The sequence below is a fragment of the Streptomyces cellostaticus genome (assembly GCF_023630175.1).
Taxonomy (GTDB): domain Bacteria; phylum Actinomycetota; class Actinomycetes; order Streptomycetales; family Streptomycetaceae; genus Streptomyces; species Streptomyces cellostaticus_A.
Window position 1 is genome coordinate 159,820 of sequence record NZ_JALLIN010000004.1, and the last position, 17,417, is coordinate 177,236.

14 protein-coding genes are annotated in these 17,417 nt (G+C 73.9%); 8 read left to right on the forward strand and 6 right to left on the reverse strand.

What is annotated here, in order from left to right; all coding sequences use genetic code 11:
* Nucleotides 1-20: 20 nt before the first annotated feature.
* From coaD to recG, 3 genes are all read right to left on the reverse strand, one after another.
* Entirely contained in the window at nt 21-500 is a 480-nt protein-coding gene (gene coaD, locus MXD57_RS03990) for a pantetheine-phosphate adenylyltransferase (RefSeq protein WP_250399907.1), read from the reverse strand.
* 26 nt (nt 501-526) lie between these two features.
* Nucleotides 527-1,114, reverse strand: a complete 588-nt coding sequence (gene rsmD / locus MXD57_RS03995; RefSeq protein WP_250399860.1) for a 16S rRNA (guanine(966)-N(2))-methyltransferase RsmD — start codon at nt 1,112-1,114, stop codon at nt 527-529.
* A 109-nt stretch (nt 1,115-1,223) separates the two neighbouring features.
* A complete protein-coding gene (recG, locus tag MXD57_RS04000; RefSeq protein WP_250399861.1) occupies nt 1,224-3,440 on the reverse strand; it encodes an ATP-dependent DNA helicase RecG in 2,217 nt (738 codons plus the stop codon).
* 202 nt (nt 3,441-3,642) lie between these two features.
* Between recG and MXD57_RS04005 the strand changes: the two genes are divergently transcribed.
* The 6 genes from MXD57_RS04005 to MXD57_RS04030 all read left to right on the forward strand — a co-directional run bounded on the left by MXD57_RS04005 (nt 3,643) and on the right by MXD57_RS04030 (nt 12,328).
* Nucleotides 3,643-5,469 carry an HSP90 family protein gene (locus MXD57_RS04005; protein WP_250399862.1) on the forward strand — a complete coding sequence of 609 codons (1,827 nt, stop codon included), beginning with the start codon at nt 3,643-3,645 and terminating at the stop codon, nt 5,467-5,469.
* Nucleotides 5,469-8,420 (forward strand): hypothetical protein, encoded by a 2,952-nt coding sequence (locus MXD57_RS04010; RefSeq protein WP_250399863.1) that lies wholly within the window; start codon nt 5,469-5,471, stop codon nt 8,418-8,420. Before MXD57_RS04005 ends, MXD57_RS04010 begins: the two co-directional genes overlap by 1 nt.
* A gap of 441 nt (nt 8,421-8,861) precedes the next feature.
* On the forward strand, nt 8,862-9,791 hold the full coding sequence (locus MXD57_RS04015; protein ID WP_250399864.1) for an ABC transporter ATP-binding protein: 930 nt from the start codon (nt 8,862-8,864) through the stop codon (nt 9,789-9,791).
* A complete protein-coding gene (locus MXD57_RS04020) occupies nt 9,788-10,528 on the forward strand; it encodes an ABC transporter permease (protein ID WP_250399865.1) in 741 nt (246 codons plus the stop codon). The genes MXD57_RS04015 and MXD57_RS04020 overlap by 4 nt, the downstream gene beginning before the upstream one ends.
* Before the next feature lie 5 nt (nt 10,529-10,533).
* Entirely contained in the window at nt 10,534-11,703 is a 1,170-nt protein-coding gene (locus tag MXD57_RS04025) for a sensor histidine kinase (RefSeq protein ID WP_250399908.1), read from the forward strand.
* A gap of 10 nt (nt 11,704-11,713) precedes the next feature.
* Complete coding sequence (locus MXD57_RS04030) at nt 11,714-12,328, forward strand: response regulator transcription factor (RefSeq protein ID WP_250399866.1); 615 nt, start codon at nt 11,714-11,716, stop codon at nt 12,326-12,328.
* A 449-nt stretch (nt 12,329-12,777) separates the two neighbouring features.
* Here the strand turns inward: MXD57_RS04030 and MXD57_RS04035 are convergent, their stop codons facing one another.
* The 3 genes from MXD57_RS04035 to MXD57_RS04045 form a co-directional block, all read right to left on the reverse strand.
* Entirely contained in the window at nt 12,778-13,584 is an 807-nt protein-coding gene (locus MXD57_RS04035) for a class I SAM-dependent methyltransferase (protein ID WP_250399867.1), read from the reverse strand.
* A gap of 104 nt (nt 13,585-13,688) precedes the next feature.
* Nucleotides 13,689-14,555, reverse strand: a complete 867-nt coding sequence (locus MXD57_RS04040) for a transglutaminase-like domain-containing protein (protein ID WP_250399868.1) — start codon at nt 14,553-14,555, stop codon at nt 13,689-13,691.
* Between the two features lie 29 nt (nt 14,556-14,584).
* Entirely contained in the window at nt 14,585-15,601 is a 1,017-nt protein-coding gene (locus MXD57_RS04045) for a GNAT family N-acetyltransferase (protein WP_250399869.1), read from the reverse strand.
* A 140-nt stretch (nt 15,602-15,741) separates the two neighbouring features.
* Here MXD57_RS04045 and fdxA point away from each other — a divergent pair, with 140 nt between their 5' ends.
* Complete coding sequence (gene fdxA / locus MXD57_RS04050) at nt 15,742-16,059, forward strand: ferredoxin (RefSeq protein ID WP_004926152.1); 318 nt, start codon at nt 15,742-15,744, stop codon at nt 16,057-16,059.
* Nucleotides 16,060-16,239: 180 nt separating this feature from the next.
* Nucleotides 16,240-17,337, forward strand: coding sequence for a bifunctional succinyldiaminopimelate transaminase/glutamate-prephenate aminotransferase (locus tag MXD57_RS04055; RefSeq protein WP_250399870.1), 1,098 nt, complete (start codon nt 16,240-16,242; stop codon nt 17,335-17,337).
* The last annotated feature ends 80 nt before the right edge of the window (nt 17,338-17,417 follow it).

A 17,417-nucleotide genomic window follows, 5' to 3' on the forward strand; every position in this document is an offset into this window, starting at 1 on the left:
ACGGGACGACTGTAGTCCCATCAGCCCTTGTGGAGACGCCCGTTCAGGGCCTCGAGAACCGCGGGCGGCACCAGGTGGGAGACGTCGCCGCCCCAGGCCGCGACCTCCTTGACCAGCGAGGAGGAGAGGAAGCTGTAGGTGGGGTTGGTGGGCACGAACAGCGTCTCGACGCCGGTGAGGCCGTTGTTCATCTGGGCCATCTGCAGTTCGTAGTCGAAGTCGCTGACCGCGCGCAGGCCCTTGACGATGGCGGGGATGTCGCGCTGCTTGCAGAAGTCGACGAGGAGGCCGTGGAAGGCCTCGACCCGGACGTTTCCGTACTCGGCGGTGACCTCGCGGATCAGCTCGATCCGCTCCTCGATCTCGAACAGGCCCTTCTTGGACTGGTTGATCATCACCGCCACGTAGACCTCGTCGTACAGACGCGAGGCGCGGGCAATGATGTCGAGGTGTCCGTTGGTGATCGGGTCGAACGACCCGGGACAGACGGCGCGGCGCACTTGTGTTCCCTCGCTCTCCGGTCCGGTCATCGTGCGTCTTCGCACGTAGAGGCGGCGCGACCGTACCAAAACGTTCCCTCGCCGTAGCGACGGGACCGGATCGCCTCGAAGCCGTCCGGCCACTCGAATCGGCCGCCCCTGGTGCTGCGCTCCACGGTGACGAGGGCTTCCTCGGCGAGCCACCCCTGCGAGCGGAGTGTGAGCAGGATCTCCCGAAGATCGTCGTCGGTGACGGCGTACGGGGGGTCCAGGAAGGCCAGCTCGTAGGGGACGGCCGGGGGCGCGGTTCTGATCACTTGTTCCGCTCTGCCCGCCCTCACCTCGGCGCCGGGCAGGCCCAGGCTCCGCACGTTGTCCCGGACGGTCCTGGCCGCGCGGGCGTCCGCCTCGACCAGGAGGGTGTGGCCCGCGCCCCGGGAGAGCGCCTCCAGGCCCACGGCGCCGGATCCGGCGTAGAGGTCGAGGACGCGCTCACCGTCCAGGGGGCCGCCGAGCAGGGACTGCCAGGTGGAGAAGAGACCCTCGCGGGCGCGGTCGGACGTGGGGCGGGTTCCGGTGCCGGGTGGCACTGACAGACGCCGTCCGCCGGCCCGGCCGGCGATCACGCGGGTCATGTGGGGTCCTTCTCCGTGGTCGGTGGTACGCCTCATTGTGGCCGGTCGCGCCCGCGCCGCGGTAGCCGCACACCGAGTACGGCCCGCCGCCCCTCCGGGCGGGCCCGCGTCAGCCCTTCTCCAGGTACTGCTCCCGCTCCTCGTCCAGCAGCGCGTCCAGGGCGGTCCGCAGTCCGGGCAGGCCCTCCAGGTCCGGGTCGGCGGCCACCACCGCCGCCGCCTCCTGCCGGGCCTCGGTGATGAGTTCCTCGTCCTCGATGACCGCGAGGACGCGCAGGCTGGTGCGGGCGCCGGACTGGGCCTGGCCGAGGACGTCCCCCTCACGGCGCTGCTCCAGGTCGATGCGGGAGAGCTCGAAACCGTCGAGGGTTCCGGCGACGGCGTTCAGGCGCTGCCGGGCGGTGCCGGCCTCGGGTGTCTCGGTGACCAGGAGGCAGAGGCCGGGGGCCGAGCCGCGACCCACCCGGCCGCGGAGCTGGTGGAGCTGGGAGACGCCGAAGCGGTCGGCGTCCATGATCACCATCGCGGTGGCGTTGGGCACGTTGACGCCGACCTCGATGACCGTGGTGGCGACCAGGACGTCCGCCTCGCCGGCCGCGAAGCGGCGCATGACGGCGTCCTTGTCGTCCGGGTGCATCCGGCCGTGCAGCACCTCGACCCGCAGGCCCTGGAGCGGGCCGCGGGCGAGCTGGTCGGCCACCTCGAGCACCGCGAGCGGCGGCCGCTTCTCGGCCTCGTCCCCGGCGGACCTCTTCGCGCTCTTCCCGGGGCCGTCCTCCTCGTCGCCGATCCGCGGGCAGACCACGTAGGCCTGGTGGCCGTTCTCCACCTCCTCGCGGACCCGCTCCCAGGCACGGGCGAGGAAGTGCGGCTTGTCGGCGGCCGGCACGACGTGGCTGGCGATCGGCGAGCGGCCGGCCGGGAGCTGGTCGAGGACGGAGGTCTCCAGGTCGCCGAAGACGGTCATGGCGACCGTGCGCGGGATGGGCGTCGCCGTCATGACCAGCAGGTGCGGGGGCTGCTTGCCCTTGCCGCGCAGGGCGTCGCGCTGCTCGACACCGAAGCGGTGCTGTTCGTCCACGACCACCAGACCGAGGTCGTGGAACCGGACCTTGTCCTCGATCAGGGCGTGCGTGCCGATGACCAGGCCGGCCTCGCCGGTGACCAGGTCCAGCAGGGCCTGGCGGCGGGCGGCCGCGCCCATCGAGCCGGTGAGCAGCACCACCTTGGTGGCATGCTCGGCGCCGCCCAGCGTGCCTCCCTCGGCCAGCTCGCCCATCATCTCGGTGACGGAGCGGTGGTGCTGCTGGGCGAGGACCTCGGTGGGCGCGAGCATCGCGGCCTGGCCGCCCGCGTCGACCACGGCGAGCATGGCGCGCAGCGCGACCAGGGTCTTGCCGGAGCCGACCTCGCCCTGCAGGAGGCGGTGCATCGGGTGTTCGGTGGCGAGGTCGTCGAAGATCTCCTCGGAGACCTTGCGCTGGCCCTCGGTGAGCGTGAACGGCAGGCGGTCGTCGAAGGCCGCCAGGAGGCCGTCGGACCCGGGTCTGCGGGCGACCGCCGGGAGCTGGGCGTCGGCGTGGCGGCGGCGGGCGAGGGCGACCTGGAGGACGAAGGCCTCGTCCCACTTCAGGCGGGCCCGGGCGTCGGCGATGTCGGCCGGGGTGTGCGGGCGGTGGATCTTGAGCAGGGCCTCCGGGAGGGTGACCAGGCCGCGGCCCTGCTGGAGGGAGGGCGGCAGGGGATCGACGGCTTCCCGGGCGCTGGGCAGCACCGTCTGGACCGCCTTGCCGATCTTCCAGGACTCCAGTCTGGCGGTGGCGGGATAGATCGGGATCAGGGCGCCGGCCCAGCTCTCCACGGTCTCCTCGCCGTCGCCGCGCAGCAGTTCGTAGGCCGGGTGGGCGAGCTGGAGACGGCGGTTGAAGACGGAGACCTTGCCGGCGAACATCGCGCGCGTGCCCGGCAGCAGTTCCTTGTGGGGCTTGTGCACACCGTTGCCGAAGAAGACGAGCTGGAGCCGTCCGCTGCCGTCGGTGATGGTGACCTCCAGGCGCTGCCCCTTGCCGCGCGGGGCACGGGACGAGGCGAAGCTGTGCAGGCGGGCGTCGGCGACCTGGGCGACCACCGTGACATGCTCGTCCATCGGGAGCTCGGCCAGCGGGGTGAGCCGGCCGCGCTCCTCGTATCTGCGCGGATAGTGGTGCAGGAGGTCGCCGACGCAGACCAGGCCGAGGTGCTCGGCCATCACCTTCGCGGTGGCGGGGCCGAGCACTGACTTCAGGGGCTGCTTCAGTGGTTCTTCCAGTGCGGGCACGAGATCCATTGCACACCACCGCACCGACAATGCCGTAGAGGCCGCCCGGCGGCTTCGGCCCCGCGGACCGTACAGGTTCGGGAAACCGCTGGTCAGGTAGCCCGCTCCGGCCCTAGGATGGCGCGCTCCGGCCATCCCCCGCGGTCACCGCCCCACCCGGGACCGCCCGACCCCGCGCCGAACGCACGCTCCCCCCGCCGGCGCTGCGACGATGGACTCCCAGACCTCACAGGCATCCCAGGCACCCCAGTCACCCCACACGTTCCAGGTCGACCTGCGCGGTCTGGTGGACCTGCTCTCCCATCACCTCTACTCCAGTCCCAAGGTCTATCTGCGCGAGCTGCTGCAGAACGCGGTGGACGCCATCACGGCCCGGCGGGCCGAGGATCCCGGCGCACCGGCTCGGGTGCGGCTGCACGCGGCGGACGGGACGCTGCGGGTGGAGGACAGCGGCGTCGGGCTCACCGAGTCGGACGTGCACAGCCTGCTGGCGACCATCGGCCGCAGCTCCAAGCGGGCGGACGGCCTGCAGGAGGCACGGTCCGACTTCCTCGGGCAGTTCGGCATCGGCCTGCTGGCCTGTTTCGTGGTCGCCGAGCGGATCCGGGTGGTCAGCCGCAGCGCCCGTACGCCCGGGGCCCCGCCGGTGGAGTGGACGGCCCGCGACGACGGCTCGTACACCGTGCGCACGCTGCCGGACGCGGAGCGGCCCGAGCCGGGCACCACCGTGCACCTGGTGGCGCGGGCCGGTGCGGCGCAGTGGCTGTCGCCCGGCCGGGTCCGGGAGCTGGCCCGGGACTTCGGTTCGCTGCTGCCGTACGACGTCCGGGTGGGCGAGGAGGCCGTCACCGACCTGCCGGCGCCCTGGGACCGCCCCTACCCCTCCCCGGCCGCCCGGCGGGTGGCGCTGGCCCGGCACTGCCACGAGCTGTTCGGGTTCACGCCCCTGGACTCCATCGGCCTGGACGTACCGGTCGCCGGGATCCGCGGCGTGGCGTACGTGCTGCCGTCGGCGGTCAGCCCGGCGCAGCGGGCCACGCACCGGGTGCACCTGAAGGGCATGCTGCTCACCGAGCGGGCCGAACAGCTCCTGCCGGACTGGGCGTTCTTCGTGCGCTGTGTGCTGGACACCGACAGCCTGCGGCCCACGGCATCGCGCGAGGCGCTCTACGAGGACGAGACGCTGGCGGCCGTGCGGGAGGCCCTCGGCGAGCGGATCAGGTCCTGGCTGGCCGGGCTGGCGGCGGGCGACCCGGAGCGCCTGGCGGCGTTCCTCGCCGTGCACCACCTGGGGGTGAAGTCCCTGGCCCGGCACGACGCGGACATGCTGCGCACGATGCTGCCGTGGCTGCCGTTCGAGACCACCGACGGCCGTCTCTCCCTGGAGGAGTTCGCACAGCGGCACCCGGTGGTGCACTTCACGCGCACGGTCGAGGAGTACCGGCAGGTCGCGCCGATCGCCTCCGCGCAGGGCGTCGGGGTGGTCAACGGCGGATACACCTACGACAGCGAGCTGGTGGAGGCACTGCCTTCGGTGCGGCCGGGCACGGTGGTCGCCGAACTGGACGCGGACACGGTGACCGCGCACCTGGACGCGGTCGATCCGGAGCAGGAGCTGGCGCTGTCCGGGTTCCTGGCGGCGGCGCGGGCGAAGCTCGACCCCCTGGGCTGCGATGTCGTCCTGCGCGCGTTCCACCCGCTGTCGGTGCCAGCGCTGCACCTGGACGACCGGACCGCCCGGCACGAACAGGCCAGGGCCGAGGCCGAGGAACGGGCCGACGACCTGTGGGCGGGCATCCTGGGCTCGCTGCGCGGCGGCGCGCCGCGCGCACGGCTGGTGCTCAACCACCTCAACCCGCTGATCCGGCGGATCGCCTCGGTCCGGGATCCGGAGCTGATCGGCACCGCCACCGAGTCGCTGTACGGGCAGGCACTGCTGATGGCGCAGCGCCCGCTCAGGCCCGCGGACTCGGCCCTGCTCAACCGGGCGTTCATCGGCCTGCTGGAGTGGGCCACACACGGGGAGAACGGTCGCTGATGGGCGAGATCACGGACCTCGACGCGCTGCGCCGGGCGATGGCCGAGAACTCCGGGCAGCCGGAGGGGCCCGCCCGGAACGCGCGCGCGGAGCAGTTGCTCGCCGAGGCCGAGCGGCTGGCCGTCCCGCTCGCGGTGATCGAGGCGCTCGGACACCAGCTCAAGGTGTACAACTACAGCTCCGAGAAGGACAGGATGTTCGTCCCGTTCGCGCGGCTGCTGCGCATGTGGGACGAGCGCCCCGAGGACTTCGACGCGTACGAGACGCACTCGCTGCACTGGGTCTTCAAGTGGATGTCGGCGGGCATGCTGGACCAGCCGCACGTCCCGCTGGCCTCGGTCGAGAAGTGGCTCGGCGAGATGGCGCACCGCTACCGGCTCGCCGGTCACTCCGAACGGGCCGTGCACGCTGCCGAGTTCAGCGTGGCCGCGCACATCGGCGACCTGGCCAGGGCCGGGCGGGCGTACACCGCCTGGCTGGCCGCGGACCGGGACCGGATGGCCGACTGCCACGCCTGCGAGCTGCACGGGCAGGGCACCTGGCAGGTCCTGTGCGGCGAGGACGACCGGGCGCTGCGGCTGTGGCGGCCGGTGCTGGAGGGCGAGTACGCCTGCGCCCACGAGCCGCACACCGTGCTGGCCTCCTCGCTGGCGCCGCTGCTGCGGCTGGGCCGGACGGACGAGGCGCGCGCCCACCATCTGCGCGGCTTCCGCCTGGTGCGGACCATGGAGAGCATGCGCGGCGCCTACGCCGACCATGTCGAGTTCTGCGCGCTGAGCGGCAACGAGGCGCGGGGTCTGGAGCTGCTGGCCGAGCGGCCCGCGTACTTCACGGACACCGGGCATCCGCGCAGCCGGCTGGACTTCACGGCCGTGGTGGCCCTGCTGATGGACCGGCTGACCGCCCTCGGGCTGGGCGGGCAGCGGGTGCCGGGGCCGGCCGGGCGGGCCTGGACCGCGGGGGAACTGGCCGCCCACGCGCGCGCGGAGGCGCTGGAACTCGCGGCGCGGTTCGACGCGCGCAACGGCACGCCGTACGTCGGCGAGCGCGTGCGCGCCCGGATGGCCCAGGAGCCGCTGGTGGAGCGGCTGCCGCTGGGGGTGCGCACGGCGCGCTCCCACCGGGCGCCGGTGGCCGCGCCGCCCGCACGGCCGGGGGGCACCGGCGCCCCTTCCGGCGGCGGACGCCCCGGCGGTGTGGTCGGCGCCATGGGCGCACCGGGCGGCTCGCGCCCCGGCGGCACCAACGGCTCCGGCCTGACCGGGGCCACCGGCGGCCCCGTGGCCCCGGGACATGGCGGCGGCACCGGCTCCTTCGACGTGACCGAGGCACTGGCCGCGGGCTCGCGCGGCGGCGCCCGCTCCGGCGGCGGCGATGAGCCGAGCCGCGACGACCTGCCGTTCTTCTCCGAGGGCGCGCCGAGCGGGTTCGACGGCCCCGGCGGCGGCCCCGCGGGCGGTACCAGCGGGCTCGGCGGCCCGGGCGGCCCCCGCGGCTTCAACGGGCCGAACGGCCAGGGCGGCCGCGGTCCCAAGGGCCCGGCGGGCCCGACGAGCGGACCGGTCACCGGCGACGGGCCGAGGATTCCGCCGGCCGGCCCCGCGAACCCGCTCAGCGACCCGGACCGGGATCTGGGCGAGTCCTTCGGCGGCTACGGCGACACCGGCAGTCACCGGCTGCCCGGGGACACCGGCAGCCACCCGCTGCCCGGCGGTGCGCACGGCCAGGGCGGCCCGCTGGCCCCCGGCGCCCTCGCCGGCCCCGGCGGCGGCCTCAGCGACGACACCGCGATCCTCACCCCGCAGAAGCCGGCCCCCGAACCGGGCACGCCCGGGTACCGCGCCGCCGGCAACGTCTCCGGGCAGACCGTCACCAGCGGCATCCCGGTCGTCCCGTCCGCCGGGAACGCCCCGTTCGGTTCCGGCACCCCCACCGACGGTCCGGTGCCGCGCCAGGCACCCAAGCCCGCCCCGGCCCCGCAGCCCAAGGCGGCGGCCCGGCCGAAGAAGGGCCGCAGCAAGCTGGTGCTGCTCGCCGTGGGCCTGGTCGTCGTCGCGGCCGGCGCCTACGGGGCCGGGCTGCTGATGAACCACACCGACGTGCCCAAGGGCACCACGGTGCTCGGCGTCGACATCGGCGGCGGCACCCGCGACGAGGCCGTCAAGAAGCTCGACGACGCCTTCGGCGGGCGGGTCGGCAAGCCGCTGAAGCTGGCCGTGGGCGGCAAGACCGTCTCCGTCGAGCCGGACAACGCGGGCCTGCAGTTCGACTTCGCGGCGACGGTGAGCGACGCCGCGCAGAGCGACTACAACCCGGTCTCGGTGATCGGCTCCCTCTTCGGGCAGAAGCGCGAGGTCGAGCCGGTCATGCCGGTGGACGAGGAGAAGCTGCAGGCGGCCCTCCAGCAGACCGGCGGCGGCTCGGGCTCCGTGGTCGAGGGCGGCGTCGAGTTCCGCGCCGGCAAGGCCGTGGCCGTGTACGGCAAGGAGGGCAAGGCCATCGACGCGGCCGGCTCGACCCGTGCGGTCGCGCAGGCCTACCGCACGCTGGTGGAGACCGGCACCGCCATGCCTGTCGCCGTACCGACCGCCACCAGGCAGCCGACGGTCTCCAAGGCCGAGGTGGACCGGGAGATGAAGGAGTTCGCGGAGCCGGCGATGTCGGCCAACGTGACGGTGCAGACCGACGCCGCGCACTCGATCGCCCTGAGCCCGCAGAAGTCGCTGTGGAAGTTCCTCCGGGTCACGGCCACACCCGACGGCAAACTCACCGACAAGCCCGACCTGGACGCGCTGCAGCAGCTCTACGGCCAGACCTTCGACGGCGTGCTCATCACCCGGGGCACCGGCAAGAAGACGGCGGTCACGCCCCAGGACGTGTACGTCGCCCTCCGCCAGGCGCTGACCAGCCGGACGAACCGGGTCGCGGTCATCGACACGAACCCGAGCTAGTGCTGTGACCGGAAGGGTCTGACGGAAGGCTCGCGGCGTCCGGTGCGGTGCAGCGCAAGGCGGAGCGTCGTCCGCGTACCGGACGTACTCGGGTGATGCGGCGACGCGGCGAGGTGCCGTGCCGGGCGCGCGAGCCGGTGAACCCTTCCGGTCGCAGCACCAGCGCCGCGCCGGCCGGGGTCCGCCCCGTCGCAAACCCTGACCGGCGACCGGGGTCCTTGGTCCGGATCGGGCCGGACCCCGCCGGCCCGGCACGGTCCGGACGAACGGCCCCGGCGGGGCCGGACGGGAACCGGGGGCGTCCGCGGTCCGGACGCCCCCTCCGCCGTGCCACCGCACCCGCATGGCGGTCGTGTCACCGCACCCGCATGACATCTGTCATACGGCACTGAGGACCGCCGACACTGCCGGGGCCACGTCCCGCCCGGCCAGCATGGGGACATGACAACGACAGCGGCGCCGCCCACCACCACCCCGGTGGTCGGGTTCGACCAGGTGACCAAGACGTACGAGAGCGTGCGGGCCGTCGACGGCCTCTCGCTCCGGCTGCATCCGGGGGAGACCGTCGCCCTTCTCGGCCCGAACGGCGCCGGCAAGTCCACCACGCTCGATCTCCTGCTCGGGCTCAAGCACCCCGACAGCGGAACGGTCGGCGTGTTCGGCACCAGCCCGCGCGAGGCCATCGTCGCGGGGCGGGTCGGGGCCATGCTGCAGAGCGGCGGGCTGATGGACGAGGTCACCGTCGCCGAGCTGGTGAAGCTGGCCTGCTCACTGCATCCGAGGCCGTACCGGGCCGCGGACGTCCTCGCCCGCGCGGGCATCACACAGATCGCCGACCGCAAGGTCAACAAGCTCTCCGGCGGCCAGGCCCAGCGCGTCCGCTTCGCCCTCGCCACGGCCGGCGACAGCGACCTGATCGTCCTGGACGAGCCCACCACCGGCATGGACGTCTCGGCCCGCCAGGCCTTCTGGGCCACCATGCGCGAGCAGGCCGACCAGGGCCGTACGGTCCTCTTCGCCACCCACTACCTCGAAGAGGCCGACGCCATCGCCGACCGGGTCCTGGTGCTGCACCGGGGCCGGCTCCTCGCCGACGGCACGGCCGCCGAGATCAAGGCCCGCGCCGGGGCCCGCCGCATCTCCTTCGACCTGGAGGGGAGCATCGACGAGCGGGCCCTGCGCGACCTTCCGTTCCTGACCGCGCTCGACGTCTCCGGGCAGACCGTCCGCATCCAGTCCTCCGACGCCGACGCCACCGTCCACGCCCTGTACGGTCTCGGTGCCTACCCCCGCAACCTCGAGGTCGCCGGGCTCGGCCTGGAGCAGGCCTTCGTCGCCATCACGGAGGCCGAGGAGGCCAAGCAGTCATGAACTCGCTGATCAAGCTGGAACTGACCCGCTCCCTGCGGAACAAGAAGTTCCTTTTCTTCTCCGTGCTCTACCCCTCGTTCATCTACCTGATCTTCTCCAGCAGCGCCGGCTCCGGGCAGCGCGTCGACGACACCGGCTTGACCGTCGCCACCTACCTGATGGTCTCCATGGCGTCCTTCGGCGCCCTGACGGCCGTCCTCATGGGCAACAGCGAGCGCATCGCCAAGGAGCGCGAGAGCGGCTGGGTGCGGCAGCTCCGGCTGACCCCGCTGCCGGGGCGCGGCTACGTCCTCGCCAAGACCGCGAGCGCGGCCGTGGTGAGCCTGCCGTCCATCATCGTGGTGTTCCTCGTCGCAGCCGCCTTCAAGGACGTGCGCCTGGACACCTGGCAGTGGCTCGCCCTGACCGGGGTCATCTGGGCGGGCAGCCTGGTCTTCGCGGCGCTCGGCGTGGCCATCGGCTACGTCGCCTCCGGGGACGCGGTCCGCCCGATCACGATGATCGTCTACTTCGGTCTGTCGATCCTCGGCGGCCTGTGGATGCCCTCCACCACCTTCCCGCGGATCCTGCAGGACATCGCCGAGTGGCTCCCGACGCACGCGTACGCTGCACTGGGGCGGGCGATCGAGCGGAGCGAGGCCCCGCACACGACGGACGTCGCCGTCCTCGCCGTCTACTTCGTCCTCTTCGCGGGCGGCGCGGCCTGGCTGTACCGGAAGGACACGCTGAAGGCGTGAGCGCGATGACGACCGAGGACCGGCCGCGCGGCCCGGAGCGGGCGACGGGCCTGGGGCAGCCGCCCCGCAACCGCCGGGAACTGCTGCGCAAGCTCGTCTGGATCGGCGTCTGGCTCGTCTTCATGAGTTCCCCGGTCCACGACCTGGCCGCCGGCCACCACACGCCCTCGGGCACGGCGGCCGGCTGGCTGGGCCTGACGCTGTTCGCCGGGGTCTACCTGCTGCTGGTCTTCCGGAACATGGGGCATCCGATGCGCCGGCCCCTGGTCGCCGGCCTCATCGTCGGCCTCTGCCTGCTGGCCGTCACACTGTGCCTCACGCTCGGCGCCGACTGGCTCGGCCTGTTCTGCTACGTCTCCGTCGCCTGCGGCGCCGCCCTGCCGCTCCGGGCGGCCTACTGGGCCGTCCCGGCGACCGGCGCGGTGATGATGCTGGTCGGCCTGGCCACCGACGCCACGCAGGCGTGGAACCTGCTGCTGGTGGTGGTGCTCATCGGCTTCGCGATGGCGGGCGTCGTCCAGCTCATCCGCACCACGGTCGAGCTGCGCGAGGCCCGGGCGACCGTCGCCCATCTCGCCGCCAACGAGGAGCGGCTAAGGCTCGCCCGCGACCTGCACGACCTCCTCGGCCACTCGCTCTCCCTGATCACGCTCAAGAGCGAGCTGGCCGGCCGCATGCTGCCCGGGCACCCGGACAAGGCCGCCCAGCAGGTCGCCGACATCGAACAGGTCAGCCGCCAGGCCCTGGTGGACGTCCGGGAGGCCGTCACCGGGTACCGGCGCCCGCGCCTGTCCGCCGAGCTGGCCGGCGCCCGGGTCGCGCTGACCGCGGCCGGGGTGAGCGCCGAGCTGCCCGCCGGACCGGACCTCGCCGGCGCCGGGGAGGACAGCGAGGCCGCGCTCGCCTGGGCGCTGCGCGAGGCGGTCACCAACGTGGTCCGGCACAGCGGCGCCCGCCGCTGCGTCGTGCAGCTCCTGCACCGGCAGACCCTGGACGGCCCGATGCTCGAACTCTGCGTCGAGGACGACGGCTCCGGCGGCTCCGGCGCCCCCGGCAACGGTCTGACCGGCCTGGCGGAGCGGCTGGAGAAGGCCGGCGGCATGCTGGAGGCGGGGCGCGCCGGGCAGGGCTTCCGGCTGGTCGCCCGTGTGCCGCCGGCGCGTCGAGGGCAATAGGATCCCGGGCATGAGCAGCCCGATCAAGGTTCTCCTCGCCGAGGACCAGTCGATGGTCCGTGAGGCGCTGGCAGCCCTGCTCGGCCTCGAGGACGACATCGAGGTCGTCGCCCAGGTGGCGCGCGGCGACGAGGTGCAGGCGGCCGTCGGCGCGCACGGCGTGGACGTGGCCCTGCTCGACATCGAGATGCCCGGCTGCACCGGCATCGAGGCGGCGGCCCGGGTGCGCCGGGAGTTCCCCCAGGTGAAGCTCGTCGTGCTCACCACCTTCGGCCGCCCCGGCTATCTGCGCAGCGCCATGGAGGCCGGCGCCGACGCCTTCCTGGTGAAGGACGCGCCGGCCGCCCAACTCGCCGCAGCGGTACGCAAGGTGCTCGCCGGGGAACGGGTCATCGACCCCACCCTGGCCGCGGCCGCCCTCGCGGAGGGCGCCAACCCCCTCACCGACCGCGAACGCGAGATCCTGCGCGCGGCGGCCGACGGCTCCACCAACGCGGAACTGGCGGCGGCCCTGCACCTGTCCCAGGGCACGGTCCGCAACTACCTCTCCACGGCCATCCAGAAACTCGCGGTGCGCAACCGGACGGAGGCGGTCCGGATGGCCCGGGAGAAGGGCTGGCTCTGAGGTTCCGGCCGCGCACGGCCCGCGTTCCGGCCCGGCACCGTCCGGACGGAGGCGCCTGGCGCCGCGTCGGCCGGGGTTCGCCCCGACGCGGCGAACCCCGGCCGACACGGCACCGGTGCCGCATCGGACAACATTCGCCCGACTACGACGCGGACGGTCTCGGCTCGCTCCACCCGAGGCACAGGGGTGGGCGGTCGAGGGCGTTCTCGCTGCCGGAGCGCCGGGAGATCAAGAGGATCCCCGAGTCCGGGCCGGTCGAGCACGGCCTGCCGCTCTCGACCTGGAGTCCGGCCGGGCCGGCGGACTCCCTGGTCGCCGAGGGGGTGGCCGACGGCATCAGCCAGGAGGGCCGTGCGCCCGACTCCACGGGGAGGGCGAACCGGGTGTCCGTGCGACCGGCCCCGCCGGGGTCGACTCACCCGCGTCCGGTGCGCGGGCGCGTCCGGCGTTCAGGCCGCGGCACGCAGGACGTACGCCGTCATCGGGGCGCTGACCGGACCCGGGCCCAGACGGGCCGTCATCTCATCGATGACGGTGGCCCGGACGGCGGGTCCGCCGCCGCGCTCCTCAACGGCCGTGCGCACCGGTGTCCCGGTGAGGTACCCGGTGGCAAGGTCGGCGGTCGACGCGGCCCGCCCCTGAAGCGTCAGCTCCCGCACGTCCTCGACGGCGAACCCGGCGGCCGCCAGATCGGCGGCCACGACAGCGGGGTCGGCATAGCCGTGCGGAACCGTCCGGAAGAACTGCGGCGGGTCGACCGGGAAGGCCCGCTCCAACCCGGCCTGCAGCGCGACTTCGAAGGCGTGCGTCCCGAGCGGGCCCCAGGTGTTGAACAGGAACCGGCCGCCCGGGGCCAGCACCCGGCGGACCTCGGTGAAGGCCTCGATGCGGTGGGGAAAGAACATCACACCGAACTGGCAGACCACCAGGTCGAAGCCGCCGGCCGGGAACGGCAGCCGCTGCGCGTCGGCCTGCCGCCACACCGCGCCAGGGGCCCGGGTCGACCCGAAAGCGACCATGGCCTCGTTCACGTCGGTGGCGGTCACCTCGGCCGAGGGTGCCACTGCGAGCAGGGCCGATGTCAACACGCCGGTTCCCGCTGCGAGTTCGAGGATGCGCCGAGGGTGGAGTGCCGCCGCCCGGGCAGTCAGGTCCTCGGCGAAGGGCCGGAAGACCACCGGCACGAGGTACCGCTCATAGGCCACCGGCATGGATTCGGACCATCGCCGGTCGGCAGTGCTTCCCGTCACCCTCATGACGGTAGCGCCGCGTCGGGAGATGACTTCCCCGCCGCGCCGCCATGCACCCGGAGCTGGACCCACCTGACCGAGCGGCAGGGCGAACGTTCCCCGGCACGAGGCTAGTTGAGCATCGCCCGGGCCGTCCGCGCCTGGCGGCGCACCCGGTCGGCGGCCGGTTCGTCGACCACCTCGATCAGGTGCGCGTAGGCGTCCAGCTCCGTGGCGCCCTCCTCGAACTCACCTCGCTGCACCAGTAGGTGACCGCGTTCGTAGCGCAGCTTCGCCGGATGCGCGGGCAGCAGCAGGCTCAGCTCCACGGCCCACAGCGCGACGTCCGAGCGCTCGGGGCGCGCGGCGGCCCACGCCCGGACGTTGTTGAGGATGCGCTGCACGACCTCCAGAGGTGTCGCGGGCTCCAGCATCGACGGCTGCAACGGTGATCCGGTGGCCCCGGCGACGAGCAGCTCGGCGTCCGCGCCGGCCAGCACCCGGCCGCCGTCGAACGGATCGGCCAGCACCTGCTCCGGCGCCGCCCCGAACCCGACCACGAAGTGCCCCGGCAGCGCGACCCCGTACACCGGGGCCCCCGCCCGCCGGGCGACCTCCAGCCACACCACCGACAGCAGGATCGGCAGCCCGCGCCGCCGCCGCAGCACCTCGTGCAGCAGCGAGGACTCCAGCCGCTGGTAGTCGGCGGGGACGCCGTGGAACGCCTCGTCCCCGCCCAGGAGCCGGCGCACCGCCTCCGCCCACGCCCGCGGCCCGCCCGGCCGGTACGGCAGCCGTCCGGCCAGCCCGTCCAGTTCGAGCTGGGCGGCGTCGATGCCGTCCTCGTCCAGCGAGCCGTCCGCCTCCGCGCCGATCAGCAGGCACAGCGCCGACAGGTCCGGCCGCTCGGACCTGGCCTCGGCGCCGAACCGCCGCCGCAGCTCCGCGGACCGCTCCGGCGGAGGCGGGTACGGGGGCGGGAGTCGAGGGTGCCGCATGTCTGGGTCATGCCCTCCCACGGCGATCGCTACGACCCTCCGGTGCCACCGGTGTCCGGCCGGCGGTAGTGGTGGTACGCGTGGTGGGGTGCGAGGCCCAGCCGGGCGTACAGGCCCCGGGCCCCCTCGTTGGCGGTCTCCACCTGCAGCCAGGCCGCCGAGGCGCCCTCGTCCAGGGCCCGCCGGGCCAGCGCCGCCATCACCTCGGTGGCGAGACCCCGGCGGCGGCGCGCGGGATCGACCTCCACGGCGGCGAACCCGGCCCAGCGCCCGTCCACCACGCACCGCCCGATCGCCGCCGGAGCCTCACCGGCGGCACCGGGCACGGTCGCGAACCACACCGAGGGGCCACCGGCGAGCACCCGCAGGGCCACCTCGCCCACCCCCTCGCGCCGGTACCGGGCGAGCCACGCCTCGTCCACCTCCCGGGACAGCACCACCCCGGCGCCCTCGGCGGTGTCCGCGACCGGCGCCAGCGCCCCGGTCCACAGCCCGGAGGACACCTCGCGCACCCAGCCGCGCCGCTCCAGCTCCGCGCACAGCACCTCCTGGGTGCCCTCGGCGCCGGTCGCGGTCTGCACGTAGGCGGGCAGGCCCCGCTCGCCGTACCAGCGCCGTACGGCCTCCAGGGCGGCGTCGAGACCGAGTCCCGGGTCACCGAGCGGCAGTACGCTGTTGGCGCGCCGGGTGAACCCTCCGGCCGCGCGCAGCTCCCACTCGCCGAGCCGCTCGCTCTCCACCGGCCGCCACGCCCGGGCGGCGACCCGGGCCAGCTCCGCGTAGGTGGCGGCCGGCCCCCGGCGGCGGGCCGGCGCTGCCGGGATCACCTTCCCCGCGACCAGCGCGGACTCCGCGATCCGGACACTCCGGCCGTCCCGCGATGTGATCATGAGCACGCCGTCGTCCCATGATGTGAGAACGCCGACCGTGTCGGTGAACTTCTCCGGCCCGGTCCCGGGCTCGCCGAGGCGTCGTATCGAGACGCGTTTTCCCACGTCAGCGGCGGTGATGCGGACCGTGAGGCGTCCGTGCGCCGAGATTTCCACTGGTCAGTTCACCCCTCCTGTTCGGATCTTGCCCCAGAACGGAGATACTAGGGGCGGGCATCGACGACGCCGCGCTCCCGCGCGCCAGGCGGCGGAGCCTACGGAGGCCCGCCAGCGCCCTATCGAGGAGGAACGACAGCGTGACCTACGTCATCGCGCAGCCTTGTGTCGACGTGAAGGACAAGGCGTGCATCGAGGAGTGCCCGGTCGACTGCATCTACGAGGGCCAGCGGTCCTTGTACATCCACCCGGACGAATGCGTCGACTGTGGTGCCTGTGAGCCGGTCTGCCCGGTCGAGGCGATCTTCTACGAGGACGACACTCCGGAGGAGTGGAAGGACTACTACAAGGCGAACGTCGAGTTCTTCGACGAGCTGGGCTCCCCCGGCGGGGCCAGCAAGCTGGGCCTGATCGAGCGGGACCACCCCTTCATCGCCGCGCTGCCGCCGCAGGCCTAGGGTCCGTCGTTCGGGTCGGGCCGGATCAGCCGTGACCCGAACGAGCGGCCCTGGTCGCGCCGCCGGGCGCCGGCCCGGCGGCCCGCAGCGCGCCGCCCCGGTCCCGTACGGCCGATCGGCTCTCGATCGGCGCCGTACGGGACCGTGGCGTTCGCCGAAGCAGAAAGTGAGCCAGCACCCGTGTCCGCAGTCTCCGACCGGCTTCCGACCTTCCCCTGGGACAAGCTGGAGCCGTACAAGAAGACGGCCGCGGCCCACCCCGGCGGCATCGTCGACCTGTCCGTCGGCACCCCGGTCGACCCGGTCCCCGAACTGATCCAGAAGGCGCTGGTCGGCGCCGCCGACTCGCCGGGCTACCCGACGGTCTGGGGCACCCCGGCGCTGCGCGACGCGATCACCGGCTGGCTGGAGCGCCGGCTGGGCGCCCGGGACGTGACCCACCGGCACGTCCTGCCGATCGTCGGCTCCAAGGAACTGGTGGCCTGGCTCCCCACCCAGCTCGGCCTGGGCCCCGGTGACAGGGTCGCCCACCCGCGCCTGGCCTACCCCACGTACGAGGTCGGTGCCCGCCTGGCCCGCGCCGAGTACGAGGTCTACGACGACCCGCGCGACCTGGACCCGGCGAACCTCCGGCTCCTGTGGCTCAACTCCCCGTCGAACCCGACCGGCAGGGTCCTGTCCAAGGACGAGCTGACGGGCATCGTCGCCTGGGCCCGCGCCCACGGCGTGCTCCTCGTCTCCGACGAGTGCTACCTCGAACTGGGCTGGGAGGCCGACCCGGTCTCCGTCCTGCACCCGGATGTCAACGGCGGCTCCTACGACGGCATCGTGGCCGTCCACTCGCTCTCCAAGCGGTCCAACCTCGCCGGCTACCGCGCCGCCTTCCTGGCGGGCGATCCGGCCGTCCTGGGCCCGCTGCTGGAGATCCGCAAGCACGGCGGCATGATGACCTCGGCGCCCACCCAGGCCGCGGTGGTGGCGGCCCTGGGCGACGACGAGCACGTCCGCGTCCAGCGCGAGCGCTACGCCGCCCGGCGCGCGCTGCTGCGCGACGCCCTGCTCGGCCACGGCTTCCGCATCGAGCACAGCGAGGCCAGCCTCTACCTGTGGGCCACCCGCGACGAGTCCTGCTGGGACACCGTCGCCCACCTGGCCGACCTGGGCATCCTGGTCGCGCCGGGCGACTTCTACGGCGAGGCCGGCGACCGTTTCGTGCGCGTCGCCCTGACCGCGACGGACGAGCGGGTCCGGGCCGCGGTGGAGCGCCTCGCCCCCTAGGGCCCCTCGTTCCGGACGGGCCGGATCGGGCGAAGGGCCCCGGGCCCGTCCCGACCGCCCTGACCGCCGGGCGGCACGCC